Consider the following 18404-nt stretch of genomic DNA (forward strand, 5'->3'; position numbering starts at 1 on the left):
AGCAAAATATGGAGAATGCGAGCTTGAAAAAAGGGATAGTGCTTACAATTTGGCTAATTGCGCTTTTATGGCTGGTGGATATTGCGATTTCGCCGCCCGGCCCGCACAACGTAGTTGGAAGGGTTACAACTCTTTCTGGAAATGGGGTGCAGAACGGCATTCCGGTCTTCATCAATGACACCACTTTTGGCTCTTTTGTTCAGACTTACACAAATGCGCCTCCCATACCGCAGCTATTGGGCAGTTATTCAGCGACTATAACTGGAGAGGATAATGATGCAATAATTGTAATCGCCTGGAATGCAACCCATTACGGGCAGAATGCCTCGGTTTTGGCTCCTACAACCACAAGCGTCAATGTTGTCATAAACACAAGCAGGCCGAGCGAGCCCAATGTGACCATCTTGTTTCCGGCCAACAATTCAGTGGTCAATAAGACTGTTCACTTTAACCTGACTGCCAACATCTCCATGTTTGGCAATGACGGGATAAACTGCAATGCAACAATCTCTTTCAGCAACCTTCTTGTGATTAATGTGACAGTAGGAGAGAATCTCACCCATTTTCTGGGAAATATCACATTATCAAACCACAGCACCACAACCTGGACAGTTGCAGGGAAAGCCAATGCCACAGCAAATATCACAGTTGCGGCAAATTGTGAAAGTGATGGCAGGAAGTTTGAGAATACAAGCAACCGCTACATGCTCCACAATGTCACAATTCAAAATTTAAGGCCAATTGTCAATAACGTTGGCTCCATCCCGCTGATTGAGCTTGTCCCGGGCAACAATCTTTCAATAACCTGCAATGCCACAATTACGGATTATAACACCGAGCATGACATTCGCATCGTGAATGCCTCCCTTTACCAGGAGATTATTGGATCGACATCTGCTGATGATTTTAATTACCACTACAGCAACTCAAGCTGTGTGAACCTAAGCAGCAATGTTTTTGAGCGCAATTACACCTGCAGCTTTGATGTCGCATATTTTGCCAATAATGGCTCATGGGTATGCAATATAAGCGCGTTTGACTACAGCAATTCTACGCTCTCAAACTATACCCCGACATTTGTGAATGACCTTCTTGCGCTTGATGTGAGCCCAAGTGCCATTGATTTTGGGATAATGTCGCCTTCCCAGACGTCAAGCGAGGATGTCAATGTCACGATCACGAATTTTGGCAATCTTCCGCTTAATTTGACCATTGATGTGTATGGCAGTGCGGATGGTGATAATGTTTCCATGTCCTGTGCGGGCGGCGGGAACATATCCATCAAGAATGAAAGGTATTCAGTTTTTTATGGCCTGCCTTTTTCTGAAATGCAAAACACATCTGATGACCCGGCCCTTGTAACTAATTTCACACTGTTCCAGCGGACCAATGATATGTCCTATGGCAATGACCGGAATTTGACATTTTGGAAAGTCTCAGTGCCTGCAGGGATTAGAGGCATATGCAATGGCACAGTTGTGTTTGGCGCCAGGGCTGCGTGATTGTAGCCACTCCCCCTGCCCCCGTCCATGCTGCTTGCTGCTGCATTCCAGAAGTCTTGTGCATATTACCTGTAATGGAGTTTTTTTTCTATCTTGAATGCATCGACCACCAAGAAAAGTATTATTAGGATTATGACTACGGCCTCTGCAACTGCTTTCATAATGCTGGAGTTGTTATTCACGCACTGGTGGCTTATTTCATCCTGGAAAAAATAACAGTTGAGCTTTTGGCAGGTGTGATTGAGGAATTCCTCATCTTCTTTGCAATTAAGCTCATAACAAGTATGGTTCCTGTATCCCTGGTAGATTGTGCAGTCGAGCTTTAGGCACCTGTGGTCACGCAAATATTCATTTTCAGCGCACGTTATTTGGGCGCACCTGTGGTCAACATACCCTTCGTCTTCTTCGCACTTCAAATCCAGGCATGTATGGTTGTATAAATATTGGCTGTCAAGGCATCTTAGCGGCATGCAGGAATGGTTGGAATATGCCTCATCCTCCTGGCATTTCAAAGCCAGGCAATTGTTGTCATGGCAGTATTCGCCGTCATTGCATTGATTGGATGAGCAGCATTCATAGGCACGGCAGGTGTGGTTGGCAAGGTATTCGCAGTCAGCGCACCCGAATTCCTCGCAAAGGTTGGCATTGCAAACCTGGTCTTCGCTGCAGTGGTTGTCGTTGACACAAGGCACGACAAACATGCTGTAATTTACCTTGGAGCAATACCTGACCTCATGGATATCCCGGGGCTGGTAGTAAAGGTCGCCCTGCTTTGTCGCAAGCCCGAAGCAGGGGAAAACAATGACTTTCCTGTATTCTATTGGCAACGGCATAATGCCTGAAAGGTTGAAGGTTGAGTTCTTGCCAGGATTTATTTTGATCCCGCCAGGCGCCTCGCTGTAAATCGAGGTTGGCTGCCCGTGATAGACATATTGCGCAACAGAGTATGTTGTGTGGAAATCAATTAATTCAAAGCTTGTCAGCTCCAAGGATGAAACGCCCTCATTTGTCACTGTGACAATCCAGGTGGTATTCTGCCCGGCCGCGCACGGCTCAGAATTGCAGAATGTGTCAATTGTGTATAGCAGGCCAGAAGATGCTCCGGCATTCAAAACGAATAGGATGCTAAATGCCAGCATTATAGATATTATAGTCGATATTATAGGTGCAGTATTGATTTCCTGCCGGGTTTGGGGAGCAATGGCCCTCCCGGCATAGCCCTGTGCAATTTTATTCTTCACAAACTCACCGCTTTTTTTATTTTTATGTTGCCACCACGCTATAATTTGGATATGTCAATTGGCACGGCATCATATATCTATTTTATGTTTTTTTCTGGCTATCCAAATGCTTTTGTATTTTAGCATGAAGCTCTACGCATTTTGGAAGGAGCAGGGATTTTGATGACTCGGGAAGATATTTGTAAATTCCAGATATCTCGTCATAGATAAGCCTTGCCCTGACTGCCTTGCCGCGCTTGAGTTCCTTTCCAGCTTCGCCTATCAGCTGTTTTGCATATTTGTAATGCTGCTTGGATTTTTCAGACTCCTCGCTTTCAAAGAATCTCTTTTCCTCAACCTGCTGGCTCCTGATGAAGTATACATAATACATTGACAGGAGTATGATGGTGGCGAAGCCTATCCAAAGCATGATCTTGACCATGGAGCCAAAGCCGGCAAAGCTGACATTCTGGATTGCATTGCCAACTATTGATGAGCTGGAATCATCATATGTCCCTGCACGGTCAGGCAGCACAATTGTCTTGATGGTTTCTGCATCAAGCCTTCCAACATTCTTTTCAACAGCATAGGTTATCACGTTTTTCTGGTAATTGAATTGAGCAACATCCCATAATAGTATTGGGTCCTCTTTCAGTATCTGGTATCCCAATGTCTTGATGCTCAGGTCGCCGGCAACCTGCGCAATATCCTTTGGGATTATTTCCGCTATTGCCACATTATTCGCAGTGTCAGCGCTTTTGTATGACACAGACTTGGAAATGAGGCTCATGTTTGAGTAGCTTTTGTCTATATTCTCAATCATGACCTGTGTGAGCGATACTGCAACTTCCACCTTATCCTGGAAATTTGCAGTAAATTTCTTATATTTTTCAGCATCAGGGCCCGGATTGTAAAGGCCTGCAACTTCATTTGAGTCTTCTGGCACTGTTATCTGTACAAATTCACTTCGGGACATGATACGGGCATTCTTTGGTGTCTTATGCTTAATCCTGGCTATGCCGAGGCTGTATGTTTCCAGCTCAGAGAGTTTTTCCTGCTCTGTCAACCTTGAGCTGGACATTGTGTTAAGCTGGTTCTCTATGCTGGACAGCTCCTTCCTTGCATCATTAGTCTTCAGGGTAAGGCCGAGTGAGTCGATTGCCTTGGCTACGTCAGGGTCTGCATTGTCAGCAAGGTTGTTCAGGGCCCAGTCAATTTCAACTGACAGGGTCTTGATTTGCCTGTAAAGCTCTGTTATTTTTTTCTCGCTTTCAAGCTCAGGCTGCGGCTGTTCCTGTTGCGGAGGCTCTTTTTCCTCTTCCTCAGCTTGTTGCTGCTCCTGTTTTTTGATAATGTCTTCCACCTGCTTTGCGATATCTGCAGGTGCCAGCGCATCCACAGCAAGTTCAGCTGACAAGGCGCCGTGGTTGCCTGCTTTGTCAATTGCTGCGACACGATAGTTGTAGGAAGTGTTATCCAGGACAGAGGTGTCCGTGTACTCGCTGCCTGATGTTGTTGCCAGTGCATCAATGTACGAGACGCCGGAGCCTTCCTTGCGATAGATTTCAAATCGGTCGGGTGTCTCGCCTTCATAATACCAATCCAGCTTTACATCCCCGTTGGGCAGCCTTGTGGCGCCAAAGCTCAAAGGCGACGGTGGCTTTTCTGTGTCAACAACAAAAAGTTTCCCTTCTGTGATTATGCTTGCGGTTCCCCCATAAACAGTTGTTCCCTGGAAACTGAAGGAGCCAACTCTCACATTCTGGTCATCATCTATATTGATGTACCCCTGCCAGGCTGACCCCGATCCCTGAAGGGGGACATCCCTGGAATTTCCAGGGGAATCGCTGAAAATGAAGCTTAGCGCAGGGGTCTGGATCAGGCTTTCAGTCGAATAAACGCTGACTTCGAGGATGCCTGCCTTTACAGGGCTCGGGTCGCTTAATGAAATCCTGACAGTTGCCTCGCTAATCTTGCCTTGGTATGAAAGCATTTGGGAGCTTTGCATCTTATTCCCGGCCAAATCTGCGCATCTTACATAAAAAGAATAATTCCCGACCAGGCCGGTCAGTATCTTTGAATGCTCAGCGCTGCCAGTGACACTGAAAATGCCCGGCATGGAATCATAGGCAGTGTCTGAGGCATGGTATTTGCAGATTGAATTCTCATTCGTCGTGACAGACAATGTGGCAGTTGATTCATCAGGGGGTGCCGCTGTTAGCGATGCTGTTGTTATGGAAGGCGCAATGGTGTCAGCCACCTGGCCGGTTTTTGTGGCTGTGACCACCTGGCTTGAAAATTCATCCAGTGCTACTGATGTCACAACATACGGGCCAGTATTGGTTGGCGCCAGGGCCAGTATCTTCGAGACTGTGAAGTAATTTCCCTGGCTGGCGAAATCCCCTGTTCCAAAGCTGACAGTTGAGCTGGAAAACTGGATATTGGCAGAGCTTGACAATTGCAGCTGCCCTGCAAATGCTTCAGATGATGCCAAAAGCAGGCTTAATTGCGCATTTTGCCCCAATTCCAGGTTTGGCTGAAGCGTAAGGTTGAGGCTGACATTCCCCGGCGAGGCCAGGGAGATTTGCATGCCTGCCATGAAGAGCAGCATGAGAACTGCAAGTCCAAGTGCCCCGGAGGATAGCCTATGCCGGGCCTTTCCTTTCATGCTCGCTTCTTCTGCATCTGTTCCTTTCATTTTAACTCGCGTTCAAATTTTCAGCTTTTACCTTAGCTTCTCCAAAAGCTTCCTCTCCTTTGCTGCTGCCTTTTCTATTGCTTTCTCAAAGTACTCATTGAGGCTTATGCCTTTGAGAACCGCCAATACCTTGGCTTTTGTGTGCACTTCATTATCGAGAGCAATGTTGATTTTCATTTTCTGGCCTCCTTTGACGTGCTGCTGTTGTCCTTTTTCCGCAGCGGCCTGGCAATGTCGGCTAATAGGCCCGAGTCAGATGTGATAGAATCAGCAATGGCGTCCTGCACGAATTTCGCCAGGGAAACGCCTTTTAGAACTGCAATGGCCTTGGCCTGCCTGTGCAGGTCATCCTTAAGCTCAATATTGACTCTTTTTTCGCTCATTTTACCTTGTCGTTGCCATTAGTATACTAATTTCTATAGTTGTAGATGATTATAACAATTATTATATAAATACTTTTCGTTTTATATATGAGTTTTATTATAAAACTAATGATTATTAGTTCATATCCTGCCATGCCTGGCACGGAAGGAGGAGGCGAAATGCCATGATGAAAATCAGGACAAAGCATGCACCATCTGCTTTGCCCGAAAACCCGCCTTCCGGCCCGGTTTGGGCAAATCCATTCGACCTCCGACCGCAAAATATTTATAGAGCCCTGACATCAGAAATTGGGGAAATTAGGGGTGATTTGTCATGAAAAAAAGCAATATTTTGGGTTTTGCATTGATTCTGGCAGGCATTCTTGCAATGGCTTCGTTTGCTGGCCTTGCCCTGGAAAATTCAGGCAAAGTCATAATCTTGCTGAAAGCAGGAGATGGGCAGTCAATTTCACCAGACAGCAGCCTTGCACCGCTTTACCATAATATAGGGGTCCTGCAGTTTTATTCTGGCAATGAAGAAAATGCAATCGACCTGTTTAAAGCCGCAATTGCCTTGGACCCTGGCTATGAAAAGGCCTACAAAAGCCTGGCCTTGGCTGAATACCATAGTGGAAACCTCATCAATGCCATAGCCTACCAGGAAAGGCTCATTGAGCTTTCTCCAACAAGCTCAGAGGCGCAGTGGGACTTGGCAGTTATGCTCGTGGAAAATTTCAGGAATGCAGAAAATAATGGCATGCTGACCCCTGAACATATTGGCTTGCTGAGCCAGGCCCGTCAGTTGTATCTGGCAGTCTATGCTGCAGACAGTAGGAATAGCCAAGCCATGCTAAACGCCGAGGTCATCAGTGGCGTATTGCATGATTACGGCCAGGATTCATACTGATAAGCTGATCAATTTTGACAAAGAATTTATTTTTGAGAGTTTATTTTAGCCCTTTGCCCAGGGCTTGCCTTTTCTTGATGCTGTTGTAAATCAGTATCAGGTCATTGTACAGCAATGCCGTTTTCTTGTTTTTTGATATCTGCTCAATTGCAGTTCTATCCTTGGAAATGCTGTCAAGCAAGGCAAGGTACTCTTTTTCTTCCTCTGCCATGCTTTTTTGCAGCTCATTTTGCGCAAGATGGCTTTTTTTCAGCAGGTGATATGAGTCAGAGAGGTTGTTGTAGGGCTTCACCAATTCTTCGCGCGCCATTATAACGCTTAGTAGGTGTCGATCCCTCGCAATATCCCGGCAAATTGCCATGAACTCCTTCTCATCCTCAATGTCCGCCTTGCGATTGTTCATATTTTTGAGTATTTTCATGGCAGAAAGCACTGCAAAGTGTGGCTCAGGGTATTCTTTGGCAAATTTACTGAAATAGGGGTCAAATACAAATTGTTTTGCGTTGCTTTCAAATTTTGCATCGGGATAATATCCTGCTATGCGAGCGGATAGTGCATTCAAAGCATTGAGCTTTTCCATGAGAGGCATGATGCTCTTGACTTGTGCTTCTGAATCAGGTTCCATGCTGCCTTTCTTGGCCTGCAGCTGCTCGACAATTTTCATTGCCTTGCCATAAAGCTCGCTGATAATTTCCTGCTCCTGCCTCATGAAATATTCAAGTTCATGGTTGTGCATCTCATTGAGCCTTCTTTCTTTGGTCAGCTTTCTGTATTCATTGTATTCGAGCTGCTTGAAGGCCAGTCCAACGAGGAAAGGGGTGGCAAGGATAGCCGCGCCAAGGACCCAGACATTTACCGTATACAATGACCCGACAAAGTAGAGATAAGTGATTGTCAGCGCGCCAAGCGAATCAAAATTTGTCAGGAATTTGTAAAGTTTTCTGCGGAATGGAGCGTATTCCCTCATCATCTCCAGGAAAATCTCAAACGGCTGTTTGCGGATTTTGTGGATGCGGCCCCAGTCATAAGATGTGGTGAAAAAATTCACAACCAGGATAAGGATAAGTAATGCCCACGGAAACTCCCTGAGATAAGAAGGCAAAAATATGGGCGATGGCCGTTCAAATACAAGGCCTGCATATTTCACAAGGGTGCAAGGCTCGCACGGCCCGCCGCAGTCTATTCCGGTTTCCCCCTGGTTCTGGATTCCATCCAGACATGTCGGGCAGGGAGGGCACGGCCCGCCGCAGTCTATTCCGGTTTCCCCCTGGTCTCTTTTTTTGTCAGTGCAGGATGATGGAGGCTCATAAGCGCAATCCCTAAGGGCAAAAGGCTGGTTGTTCATGGAACCGCAATTGTTCAAGTCGCGGCACACCCTTTCCTGCACGCCTCGTGCTGTTGCTCCAGTCCATTGCAGCGGCCTGCAGGACAGCCAAGGTGAACAAAGCCAGTCTTCCACACAATAGTATTGTGCCTGTGCCTGGCTGCTGATTAGGTCCTGAATGCTTGGAATTGACACTGCTGCGTCGCTTTCACTTGTGCCAATGCCGCTGGTGGCCCCGGATCCGCCTCCGGCGCTTCCGCTTCCTTCACCTTCCCCTCCTCCAGAAGGGCATTCCCCACAATCAACAGCGCACGACGAGCATGTTTCACCAGCAGCGCAGAGGTTGTCTCCGCAATACGGTGCCCTAATCACTCGCAGCAAAATTACTTCTGAGTCATTAATCGTGCCATCACTCACAAATATTTCTGCTGTATAATTGCCAATCCCGTATGCAATTCCGGAGAATGTTGCGGTGGCTTGTGTATTCGATATTTTTGAGATGCTCAGGCCGGTATGGTTTGAGGAATATGTCAATGTGTCATAGTCTGCGTCTTCTGCATAGATGCTAAAAGTCAAAATTGCATCTGAGTAAACACTTTGGTCCCCGATGCCAGTGAGAACCGGGGCATTGTTTATATCAACAACTTCAATGTTGAATGTTTGGCTTGATGTGCTTTCACCATCTGAGCATGTTGCATTTATTGTGTAAAGCCCGGTGTCATTATGCAAGGGAGTCCATGTGATTAATCCGGAGCTGCTGCTTATGGTTATCTTGGATACGTTGAGCGAGTATGAAATGCTGTCGCCGTAATCAATGTCATCATCAGAGCAATTTATGTCATAATTGGTTGCATTGCCTTCATAGACAGTCTGGTTTGTCAGGTTCTGCAGGAAATATGGCGCATCATTTGTATTCAGGACGCGTAGCTGGATGTCCTCATAATCGGATAAAGATCCATCGCTAACAATGATCCTGACATAATAGACACCAACATCATCATTGTCAGGAGTGGTGTTGATAACGCCCGTGGATGAATTGAGGGTCAGGCTGGCAAAAGCCGGGCTGACAATCAAGGAGTATTGCAGAGTATCATTGTCAGGGTCAGATGCATTTATATCCAGATAAAAGACAGCATCTTCAGTTGCATTGTGGTTGCCTATGCTGTCGAGCACTGGCGGCCTGTTGATGAACAAATCAACCCGCTTGAATGTCCCGGAGGACCAGACAGAATCATTAAGTGTTCCTGCTGTCTCATTGTTTATGAGAAAAGACAGGGCGTCTCCTTCATCTGCCCCCTCATCCACAGCAGTATCCGGGTCATCGCCATTGCATGACAGGAAACCATAATAGCCTGTTGAGGTTACATTGTATTGTCCGCATAGCACACCATCAGCGTCGTAGAAGCTGACATTCGTGCCAGCGGGGAAAGAGGCTCCAAGTTTATTGACAACAGTGCCGTAATATTCCGCAGCAGGAGGGGGGAAAGCCAAACCCTTATCAGTCAATAACACTATAAAAAATAAGCATGATATTGCCAGTAATGGAAGCAGGGTAAAAAAATTGCCTCGCGGCGTTTTTTCCCTGTTTCGCTTGATTGATTTTTGTGAGTTTGTATTCATTTTATGCATAATCTCCATGTTTTTGGGATAATAGCCAGCTGAGCCCAAGCAATAGCACAAATGCAAAGAGTATTTCATTGATGCTGGCTGGTTTTTGAGGGAGTGTTTTGTCAGGACTGTCTGATAAATGGGATTGGGCCTGATTTGGCTCCGGATTGTCAGTTTCAGAAATTTCAGGTGATGCTCTTTCAATTCCGGATACAGCTGAATCTTCTGCGAAACCAGGGAGTGCCCGGGAAGTCGAGCCCTGTGAAACATCGAGAATGACTTCGATGAAGGCGCCCTGCGCCCAGCCTGTGCTCGAAAGGGTTTTATCTGGATAAATGGCAGTTGCAATCCTGCCATTGACATAAAAGACAATATTTTCATTTTTTGTTGCGCCCTCATCATTTTGTGTTGACAAGTCATCGCCGTTGCATGAAAGGAATCCAAATTTTCCAGGGGTATGGACATCAAATGCTCCGCATCTTGTACCTGACAGATCATAGGCCAATACCCTTGCTCCTGCAGGCGCTGGCTGGCCGTCCAGGATTACATTGCCATAGTACTCTGCAGCAATGGGCGGAAATGCCTTGGACTCTGGCAACATTGACAGGGCTAATAAGAGAAATATGAAAGGGACCAATGCATTGCGGCCCAATGCATTGCTAAAATTGGCCCGAAGTTTCATTTTTGAATTTTGCCTTATGACATTTAGATTAATGCGGTTGAGTGTATAACTGTTTAGACTTTTGTCTTTTAACATCAAATCACCTTGAGAGTTGCATCAATTGTCATGTTGATCCAGTATCCTTTGAAGGGAATCATGTAAAGCAGGTCGCTCAGGCCTGGCGCAAGATTCGGGTTATACACTTTCCATGGGTCAACGCTGTCATTGGAAAAATAGGCATGCACCGAGGTAAAGGTTCCTTGTATAGAAACCAATGCGACAGAGATGTTTTTGGTCTCATTGCTTGTCCAGCCAATCAGGTTCCAGCCAGTGTGCAATGAAATGAAATTTGGCACAGTCACATTGCCGTGCATTGTCAGGTTGGAGGTGGCATTGACATTTACCCAGTAGCCATCCTGGATTGCAAAATAGGCAAGGTCCTGCACGGCAAAGCTGTCCGCGTGCGGGCTGTAGGCTTTCCAGGTGTCATCAATCCCGGACCCGTTGAAGCTATGTATAGATATGAAATTTGGCGGAAGTGTCCGTACAGCATATGTCACGGAAGCGTTGTCTTCCAGGCACGGGGATGATATGAGGTTCCAGGAATAGTTCAAGTCAATATTGCAGGTGATGTTGTAGAATATTTCCTGGGCATAAGTTTGAGAAACTGATTTTCCGGTAATGCCTGAAATTGTGGTGATATTCTTGGAAACCGGGGAGTTTAAAACCAGAAGCAGATACCCTGCCAATAACAACGTCACGAGCAGGGAAATTAAGGCTTTGCGCTCAATTCCCTGCTTTTTGTGCTCAGGGTTTTCCGCCTGCGCAGGATTATTCCCCTTTACCGTTGTTCCCAAGCCTATTGTCATTTTGCAAATACCTCTTGAGTTCGGTAGCTGACCTTGAAATTGCTGAAAAAAATCTCAACATTCGAGTGATACACCGCAGGGTAAAGAATGCTTGACTTACCTATTTTTTCCCCCTGGACTTTTTCCAGGAGACCCGGATAGGCGTAATCTCGTGCACCTGCATTTTGTGATTTTCCATTTGTTGATACCGCTTCAGAATTGGCAGGGCTTCCTGATTTGCCTTTGTGGCTGGATTTTTTAATGTAGCCGTAGAGACGCTGATAGAATCGGATTTTATCCTTGGTGACAAGGGAGGAGGTGTCAAAGGTCAAGAGAATTTTCAAGGCCGTGCCTTCCCGGATTTTGGAAGCTGACTGCATGGCATAAATGACAGTGAGGTCATGGGCGTTGGATATTCTGCCTGACATTTCAGTGCTGTCTGGAATGAGCACTCTGAGAAATCCCTGTGACAGATTTTTTTCAGCCATGTAATCCTGGCAAAATGACAGGATTTCATTTTTCTCTTGGCCAGCTCCAATAAGTAAATGCCGTGCCTTACTGTCAAGATATATGGAAGATATATAGAAGCGCTGGACCAGCTCTGCAGCTAATTTCAATGAAATGCCAGCTAGCCTGCTTTCATCTGGAGTCATTTTTACTATAAATATAAGAAATATCGATTATATAAATGTTTTTATTATAATTATAAGAAAAATAAGGCTGGCCCGATCTTCCTTGTGATATCTTTTTGTATCCCTTAGAAGGGGAATATGCCTCAAAGCCAAGCATGCCAACAACTCATGAAGATTAAGCTGGAAAGAAGCAAGAGAAGAATTCAAGGATGTGAAGGAAAAAAGAAAAAACAAAAAAGAAAAAAATAAATTTTCCGCCTACGTCAGCTCTGCAAAGAAATAATAGTTGGTAACGGCTGAATCATCGCCATTTTCTCCCACTATCATTTCAAAGTCAAAGGAGTCGCCAGTGAAGCCTGTTGCGTCCTGCTCAAGCAATGCTGTATACACAACATTTTCTGTTGAGTTGTCAGTCAGCAATACTTCAACATAGTCAACATATTGTTCACCATTGCTGGTAAACATGTAAGCTGCTGAACAGCCGCTTGCAGTGTTGATTGTAGTGTCGCCTACGCTAAAGCTTCCGCCAAATGAGTTGTTGAATGTCTCATTTACGCCATCCTGGTCATTGGTGGCCATCCCGAGGCTGCCTTCCAGCATGCTTAATGTAACCCTTTGCGAAGCTGCTACCTTGGTAAAGTTAAAGCAGGTTATGTTGGTCCATGTGACTGTTGATGTGTTGGACGCATAAATTTCTCCGCGTGGAGATGCGATTTTCCAGTCATACAGGATGTTATTTGACGAATCTGACAAGGAGATTGCCCCTGTGACGTTTCCGAAATAACCCTGCCACCTTTCCGTGGTCCTGTTGTTGTTAATCACAAGCAATGATACATTGCCTGCCAATGCCTGCACTGTTGTCCCCGAGGTTCCCTCGGTTCGGCCGCTGGAATTCACCAGTGTAACTGAATCCGCGACATCTGGTGCTGCAAACACAAACCAGGCACCCACTAGAAGCAGGGCGCCTATTATGAATGCAGTTGTTGTTGCCCGTTTCATTTCGATTCCACCTCTCCATTCATTTCATTTCGGACATTCTTGAATGCCCTGTTTCCTGTTTGGATCATTCCCTCAGGATCATGAAGAACAAGATATTCGCTGGCGTCTTTCCTTTTCAGTTCAGAAAAAGACTGCCTGTCAATGGCCTCAAACAGCAGGCCGTTTTCGGTGAAGAGTTTCTCCTTTTGCAAATCCTTCAGAAGCTGGGGTGCAGCCTTGCTGCCATTGAAAACCAGCTTCATTTCCAGGCCTTTGGAATTCTCAGCAATGTAGATGCAGTCAAATTCTGCCAGGCTCGGCAGCAACGTGGCATATGCCTGTGCCACTACGGGATGCTTTTTGGCATCTGCCAGCGACCAAATCTTCAGGATGGCTTTGTGGTAATCAGTCAAAGCCAACAGCCTCTTCGATGCAAAATTTTTTGTAATAGATATCAAGTATGCATAATCATCTGTAAGTGTGAAAAGGGCTCTCGGCTTGCCCTTGTCCCTGTTAGATATTTTCTTTTTTTTGACAAGGCCCGCTGCTTCAAGGAGCCTGAGCTGCTGGCTGATATTGGAGATTGTAGTGTTTGTCTTATGTGCGAGCTGAAGAGGGGAGAATTCGCCTGTAGAGAGATGAAAAAGGATATTCCATTTTTGGTCTGTGAATAGCTGCTCCAGTTCCATTAACCCACCTTTGTGACCCGTCTAACCCATTTATCGTCTTGGAGGATTTTTGTATACTAATCTAAAATAGCATACAAAAGCCATTTTAACATACTGATAGTGCAACTAATATATAAATATTTCGATTAGTGATTAAGTAGTGTAGTTTTGTAACACTTTTAGTATATTAATATAATAATTAATTGACTATTAAATTAGTGGCAAAAAAGAGTATCCTCCTATTGGGAATTAGCCTAATCGTGAATCAGGGGATGAAAAATGCCAAAAAGAGATTAAGAAAGGATAAAAAGATAATAGACACAAAATTATAGATGTAGAATTTCATAGAATCTTAGTGGCTACTTGTTCTGGCCAGGCCCGTCATTCTTCTTTTTCCTCCGTTTCCAGAGGATAAGGAGGATGAGCAGGATTATTATTACTATTAATGTGTAGAATAGATAATCGGCTTTGGAAAGTATGAGGTCAAATGTTCCTTCAATTGTATTGACGAGGCTGTTCTCGCGCTCGCCATAGTATACCCTTATCCTTACCTCGCTGTTTTCCTCGACATCTTCACCAATAAGAGGTGGGTCTGCCTTGATTTTCAATTGCTTTTTATCGCCCGGCTCAATGGATTCAATGCTGTCAAATCCGAAAATGTAGAAGTCTCCGGCCACGTCCACATCCAGCAGTTCTGCGTCAATGTAGCATGTGACATCCCCCGCATTCTCAACATCAACATAGAAAGTGTTTCGGCGCAGGTTGAAACTTAGCCCGCCTATGCTTATCTGGCAGTTGTCAAGTATTCGAACTGACTCTATTGTTCCGATATCCTGGTCAATGACTTTTTCCAGGCTGTTTTCAGATTCCCCGTAGATTATATATGCCTGGCCGCTCAGTGCTCCCTCGGGCAAATTTTCAATGTCATAAGTGATGGTCTTGAGCTCGTTGCCATCTATGAAAATAGGTGTTTCGTCTCCCACAGTTATCCTGGTATCATCGCTGGATATGATTGTGTACGTGCCCATGAAGTAGATTCCCTGCTCAGCGGTGTTCCTGAGCGTGACTTCAAGCTTATTGGTTGCGCGATTGTACTTTATTGATTCAAGGGCCAGGTTTATGTTATAGACAGGGAGATAGAACATGTCCAGGGCTTCAACCTGTGAAATTGACCCTTGCGGCTGCCTGGCACCCTGGGCGAATTTGACGAATACGCTTATGCCAATTTGCCGCCTGATGAATGTGGCCGTCCCCACCAGCTCATTCCCAATGAGGATGCCAATCTGGATATCGCTTCCGCGGACATAGTCTGCAATTATTGCAGGCACATTATTTGTGCCGATAAAGACAACAGGCTCTGTGCCCGACATTATTTCCCGCTCAATAAATTCTCCATTTGTGAGGATGGCCTGCTTTGCATGGTTGATGTCCTGGTATTTTTTCAGGATTTCAATGTTGTTGGCAAACCTGTCGCCTCCTTTGTTGATAATCTCGGGATTGTAGGGCGCAAGGGCATCCCTGACTTCCCTGTCAACCAGGCCGTATATCAGGATTTTCTGGGCGTCCTGCTCCTCCAGGAATGAGACAATGTCATCAATGTTTCTCTGGTCCGCGAAAAGGACAAACGATCTTGTTGATGCCGCATATGGCGCAACAGCAATTGCATTGTATCCGTACGAATCATCCACTATTACATAATCCTCCACATCGGCCCTTTCTGCCATGTCAAGGTTGATATTGCCTGGCTTGAATTCCTGCACTTCGTAGCCCCTTCCCGACAGGAAGTTTTGATAGCCAAGCACAAATGGGTTTTTTGATGATGAAAAAACCCAGAGCGGCTCTGTGATAGGGATTTGCCCGGTAATAATGCTGGCGTGCTTGTCGCTCACCAGGAAATTGGTGTTGATTTTTTGGAGCGAGCCATAAAGCATTACTGAGTAGACATCCTGCCAGTCCTGGGAATTGACAAGTATCCTGGTTGGCTCATTGACCTGGGCAATAGACATGGAAAGTACCAGAAGCAGGATTACGGGATAAAAAAATAGTTTTGTAAGATGCCTCATGATAGTATGCTCCTCGTTGCCGCAAACATTTGCATTCCGATAAAACTGGACAATATAGGTGAATCAGATATAAAACCAAATGGTTCCGAATTCTGCCCCTTTTTTCCATTTTTGCATAGCACTAATCATTATATAAACTTTTCTATGGATGATACTGCTGATGCTGTTGCGTATAATGCCCCTGATAGTGCTGCAGAAAATCGCATTATGGCATTATGCTCTGCCATAGGTTTGCCGTTTACCTTGTAGAGATCTTTTGCCTCAGCTCCATGATTATGCCATATGCAACGCTGCGTGTTTGGGGGTCCATGCCAGCATAAGCTTCACGGATTTGGTCGTAAAGGCTCTTGACCAGGAGATAATCCCCATTCTCAAATGCAATGGTGCATTCCCGTATTTTGATGTCCAGCTGGACTATTTTATCTTCAGCCTTAGCCATCTGCCTCGCCGCGCCTGTTTCCGCAATCTCCTTCCTTAATTCTTCCTGTGCTTTTCTCACAGTCACTTTTGCCCTGGCAGTCACAGCCTCTGCGGTGTCAACTTCCACGCCCACCTGGCGCAGCAGCTTCTCAACCTTGGCCTTTATTTGGCTTGAAACCCTGATTTTTGATAATTCGCGGTGTATTAATTTGACTTTTTTCACTGCCTTTTGCTCTTCTGCCTGCTGTTCCTTCAGGCTTTCCCAAATCCTGTTGAGGTTTTCCTTCATTCTCTGCTCATCTGAAAGCATCCTTTCCAGCTTCTTTTCCTTTTGCCTTATCTGGTCATCAATCTCCTTTTCCACCTTTAGGCTTTCGCTCTGCAGGGATGTGGCCTCTTTCCTTGTTTTTTCGAACTGCAGTTCCCTCTCCCTGAGGTCTTTTGTTTTCTGCGCAACTTCCTCTTTTTCCTTTGCCACGCTTTCCTCCCTGGCTTCGAGCTCTTTTTCCCAATTGATCAGTTTTCTTTCCCGTGTATCAGAAATCTTCCTTGTATCCCTTATCAGTTTCTCCAGGTCAGCAAGCTCCTTCTTGGCCTTTTCAGCTGCCTGCATTTTCTGGCCCATGACTATTTCTGCATTCTCAACTTCCTTTCGTGATTTTTCCATTTGCAGCTGCAGCCTGGACTGCTCCTGCGCAAGCCTGGTAAGCCTGGCCTGGTATTCCCTTGCATCTGCATCCATTTTATTGAGCAGTATTCCGGATTCCCTTGACAGTTTCTCCTCCTTTCCCTCCGCTTCCCGGATTTTGGCCTGCTTCTGCTTTATTTTCTCCAGGACAGACTGGTGCTCTGCTTCAGCTGACTCAAGGAGTTTCCTTGCGGTGATGATCTGGGAATCCATGGTCGCAAGCTGCCTCTGCCGGGCGTCAATGGCCTCAGAGATTTCCCTGAGCTTTGCCGACGCGCGCTCCGCCTTCTCTTCCAGTATTTTCTCCTTTTCGCCATGCCCGCTTTCCAGCTGCGACAATGATATTTTTTGCTGCTCAATCTCCTGGATTTTTTCATTGAGCTTCCCGATTTTCCTGTCTGTCTCCTCTTCGCGCTTAGCAGCAGCCATCACTCTTGACTGCGCCTGCTTTTCAAGGTCAGCCAGCCTCGCCTCGGCGCCCATGAGCTCAGAATTCTTTTTGGCAATCCTTCTTTCAACCGCCACCATCTCCCTGATTTTTTCAGCGGCATCTCTCTTTGCCTTCTCCGCTGTTGCTATTCCATTCTCAAGCTCCTGTTTCCCTGAAACAATGGCAGCCTCCTGCCTGCGCATTTCCTTTTCAGCCTCCTCCCGATTTCTCATCATCATGCTGATTTCTGATTTGATGGCCTTGAGTTCATTTTGCGCCTCTGTTTTCCGCATTTCAATTTTCTCCAGTCTATGCATTGCCTGCGAAACCTTTGTTTCCATTTCGCGCTCCTTTTCCTGGATTTTCAGGTTGAGGCTTTCAGCAATTTTTTCCTTTGCTGCCAGGTCCTTTATTCTTTCAAAATGCTGTTGCTCCAGGTTCAGGAGTGTTGCCTCCTTTTCCCTGTGGGCGGCCACAATTGTCTTCAGTTTTTTGTTGACATCATCAAGAAGTTTTTTCTTTCCGCTTATTTCATTCTGCATTTCCCCGAGGGTCCTGGAATTTTGGCTCTGCATGGCCTCGATTTCCCTTGTTTCCCGCTTCAATTGCATTTTCCTTTGATTCAGCTCATCCTCGCCTTGCCTTAGCGCGCCCCATTTCCCGTCGAGGCTTATGCGCAGTGATTCCAGTCTTTCTTCCTCCTGGTCAAGCTCCCTTTGCTTTCGCTCTGCGAGTGACATCCTGTTTTCCAGCTCTTTTTCCTTTTGCACCGCGACATCTATGAGCGATTTGAAATGGGCTTCAAGCGCATGTGCGACACTTTGTTTCTCACTAAAGGTCGCCCTGAGCTCATCTAATTCATGAAAAGTTTTCAGGGGATTTTCTGATGTTTTTTTGCCTGGTTCCTTTTTCACGTTGATTCCTTTGATGCCAATTTTCTTTGTTACATTCCTTATATTCCTGTCAGAAATTTTTTGGCGATTGGCAACTGGTCCCGGAACAGAATCAGGCATTGGCATTTCTTGATTGCCCTGCCTATGAGAATCATCATCTAGTGGTTCCTGTGCTGTCTTCCTCTTTTTGAAAAAACCAAATGGGGAGATTTAAAACCCTCCTTGATTCCCTTGGCTTGGAGTATAAAGCCGATTAAATGATTCATGCTTCATGATTATGCCCCAATTCCCAAAAAAAGGCCAAAATATACCCCTTGCCCATTCTAAAAAAGCCCTTTACTAGTATAAATAGTTTTGTTGTGACTTTTAAATGGGAAATTCCTGGAAACACTGGCTCTTGGCATAATTAAAAATTCGGCAAGAGATGATTACGGCATGAATTTTGGAAACCGTCCAAACAAAAAACACAATTAATATACATTTTTCTATTTTTTGCAGAAAA

The 18404-nt window shown here is 45.6% G+C and carries 14 protein-coding genes; 2 read left to right on the top strand and 12 right to left on the bottom strand.

What is annotated here, in order from left to right; genetic code table 11:
• Positions 1–23 precede the first annotated feature (23 nt).
• On the top strand, positions 24–1502 hold the full coding sequence (locus tag J4227_07350) for a hypothetical protein (GenBank protein MBS3110317.1): 1479 nt from the start codon (positions 24–26) through the stop codon (positions 1500–1502).
• Between the two features lie 65 nt (positions 1503–1567).
• Here the strand turns inward: J4227_07350 and J4227_07355 are convergent, their stop codons facing one another.
• The 4 genes from J4227_07355 to J4227_07370 all read right to left on the bottom strand — a co-directional run bounded on the left by J4227_07355 (position 1568) and on the right by J4227_07370 (position 5803).
• Positions 1568–2743 carry a hypothetical protein gene (locus J4227_07355; GenBank protein MBS3110318.1) on the bottom strand — a complete coding sequence of 392 codons (1176 nt, stop codon included), beginning with the start codon at positions 2741–2743 and terminating at the stop codon, positions 1568–1570.
• Positions 2744–2825: 82 nt separating this feature from the next.
• Positions 2826–5420 (bottom strand): hypothetical protein, encoded by a 2595-nt coding sequence (locus J4227_07360; GenBank protein ID MBS3110319.1) that lies wholly within the window; start codon positions 5418–5420, stop codon positions 2826–2828.
• A 27-nt stretch (positions 5421–5447) separates the two neighbouring features.
• Entirely contained in the window at positions 5448–5597 is a 150-nt protein-coding gene (locus J4227_07365; protein MBS3110320.1) for a toxin-antitoxin system HicB family antitoxin, read from the bottom strand.
• A complete protein-coding gene (locus tag J4227_07370; GenBank protein ID MBS3110321.1) occupies positions 5594–5803 on the bottom strand; it encodes a hypothetical protein in 210 nt (69 codons plus the stop codon). Before J4227_07370 ends, J4227_07365 begins: the two co-directional genes overlap by 4 nt.
• Positions 5804–6116: 313 nt before the next feature.
• On the opposite strand from J4227_07370, the gene J4227_07375 reads away from it, so the two are divergent.
• Positions 6117–6689, top strand: a complete 573-nt coding sequence (locus J4227_07375; protein MBS3110322.1) for a tetratricopeptide repeat protein — start codon at positions 6117–6119, stop codon at positions 6687–6689.
• A gap of 40 nt (positions 6690–6729) precedes the next feature.
• On the opposite strand, the gene J4227_07380 is transcribed toward J4227_07375, so the two are convergent.
• The 8 genes from J4227_07380 to J4227_07415 all read right to left on the bottom strand — a co-directional run bounded on the left by J4227_07380 (position 6730) and on the right by J4227_07415 (position 18028).
• Positions 6730–9633: a hypothetical protein gene (locus J4227_07380; protein ID MBS3110323.1), complete on the bottom strand. Its 2904-nt coding sequence runs from the start codon at positions 9631–9633 to the stop codon at positions 6730–6732.
• Position 9634: 1 nt separating this feature from the next.
• On the bottom strand, positions 9635–10378 hold the full coding sequence (locus J4227_07385) for a hypothetical protein (GenBank protein MBS3110324.1): 744 nt from the start codon (positions 10376–10378) through the stop codon (positions 9635–9637).
• Positions 10378–11151 (bottom strand): hypothetical protein, encoded by a 774-nt coding sequence (locus J4227_07390; GenBank protein MBS3110325.1) that lies wholly within the window; start codon positions 11149–11151, stop codon positions 10378–10380. Before J4227_07390 ends, J4227_07385 begins: the two co-directional genes overlap by 1 nt.
• Positions 11148–11783, bottom strand: coding sequence for a hypothetical protein (locus J4227_07395; protein ID MBS3110326.1), 636 nt, complete (start codon positions 11781–11783; stop codon positions 11148–11150). Before J4227_07395 ends, J4227_07390 begins: the two co-directional genes overlap by 4 nt.
• Before the next feature lie 237 nt (positions 11784–12020).
• On the bottom strand, positions 12021–12761 hold the full coding sequence (locus J4227_07400) for a hypothetical protein (GenBank protein MBS3110327.1): 741 nt from the start codon (positions 12759–12761) through the stop codon (positions 12021–12023).
• Entirely contained in the window at positions 12758–13429 is a 672-nt protein-coding gene (locus J4227_07405) for a winged helix-turn-helix transcriptional regulator (GenBank protein ID MBS3110328.1), read from the bottom strand. The genes J4227_07400 and J4227_07405 overlap by 4 nt, the downstream gene beginning before the upstream one ends.
• Positions 13430–13767: 338 nt before the next feature.
• Positions 13768–15471: a hypothetical protein gene (locus J4227_07410; GenBank protein ID MBS3110329.1), complete on the bottom strand. Its 1704-nt coding sequence runs from the start codon at positions 15469–15471 to the stop codon at positions 13768–13770.
• Positions 15472–15709: 238 nt separating this feature from the next.
• Positions 15710–18028, bottom strand: a complete 2319-nt coding sequence (locus tag J4227_07415) for a hypothetical protein (GenBank protein MBS3110330.1) — start codon at positions 18026–18028, stop codon at positions 15710–15712.
• Positions 18029–18404: the final 376 nt, after the last annotated feature.

The organism is Candidatus Woesearchaeota archaeon, from assembly GCA_018303405.1.
GTDB lineage: Archaea > Nanobdellota > Nanobdellia > Woesearchaeales > JABMPP01 > JAGVYD01.

Coding starts and splice junctions, on each gene's coding strand:
- J4227_07370 (MBS3110321.1), bottom strand. CDS start 5,803: ATGAGCGAAAAAAGAGTCAATATTGAGCTTAAGGATGACCTGCACAGG.
- J4227_07375 (MBS3110322.1), top strand. CDS start 6,117: ATGAAAAAAAGCAATATTTTGGGTTTTGCATTGATTCTGGCAGGCATT.
- J4227_07360 (MBS3110319.1), bottom strand. CDS start 5,420: ATGAAAGGAACAGATGCAGAAGAAGCGAGCATGAAAGGAAAGGCCCGG.
- J4227_07405 (MBS3110328.1), bottom strand. CDS start 13,429: ATGGAACTGGAGCAGCTATTCACAGACCAAAAATGGAATATCCTTTTT.
- J4227_07395 (MBS3110326.1), bottom strand. CDS start 11,783: ATGACTCCAGATGAAAGCAGGCTAGCTGGCATTTCATTGAAATTAGCT.
- J4227_07390 (MBS3110325.1), bottom strand. CDS start 11,151: ATGACAATAGGCTTGGGAACAACGGTAAAGGGGAATAATCCTGCGCAG.
- J4227_07380 (MBS3110323.1), bottom strand. CDS start 9,633: ATGAATACAAACTCACAAAAATCAATCAAGCGAAACAGGGAAAAAACG.
- J4227_07385 (MBS3110324.1), bottom strand. CDS start 10,378: ATGTTAAAAGACAAAAGTCTAAACAGTTATACACTCAACCGCATTAAT.
- J4227_07410 (MBS3110329.1), bottom strand. CDS start 15,471: ATGAGGCATCTTACAAAACTATTTTTTTATCCCGTAATCCTGCTTCTG.
- J4227_07415 (MBS3110330.1), bottom strand. CDS start 18,028: ATGCCAATGCCTGATTCTGTTCCGGGACCAGTTGCCAATCGCCAAAAA.
- J4227_07400 (MBS3110327.1), bottom strand. CDS start 12,761: ATGAAACGGGCAACAACAACTGCATTCATAATAGGCGCCCTGCTTCTA.
- J4227_07365 (MBS3110320.1), bottom strand. CDS start 5,597: ATGAAAATCAACATTGCTCTCGATAATGAAGTGCACACAAAAGCCAAG.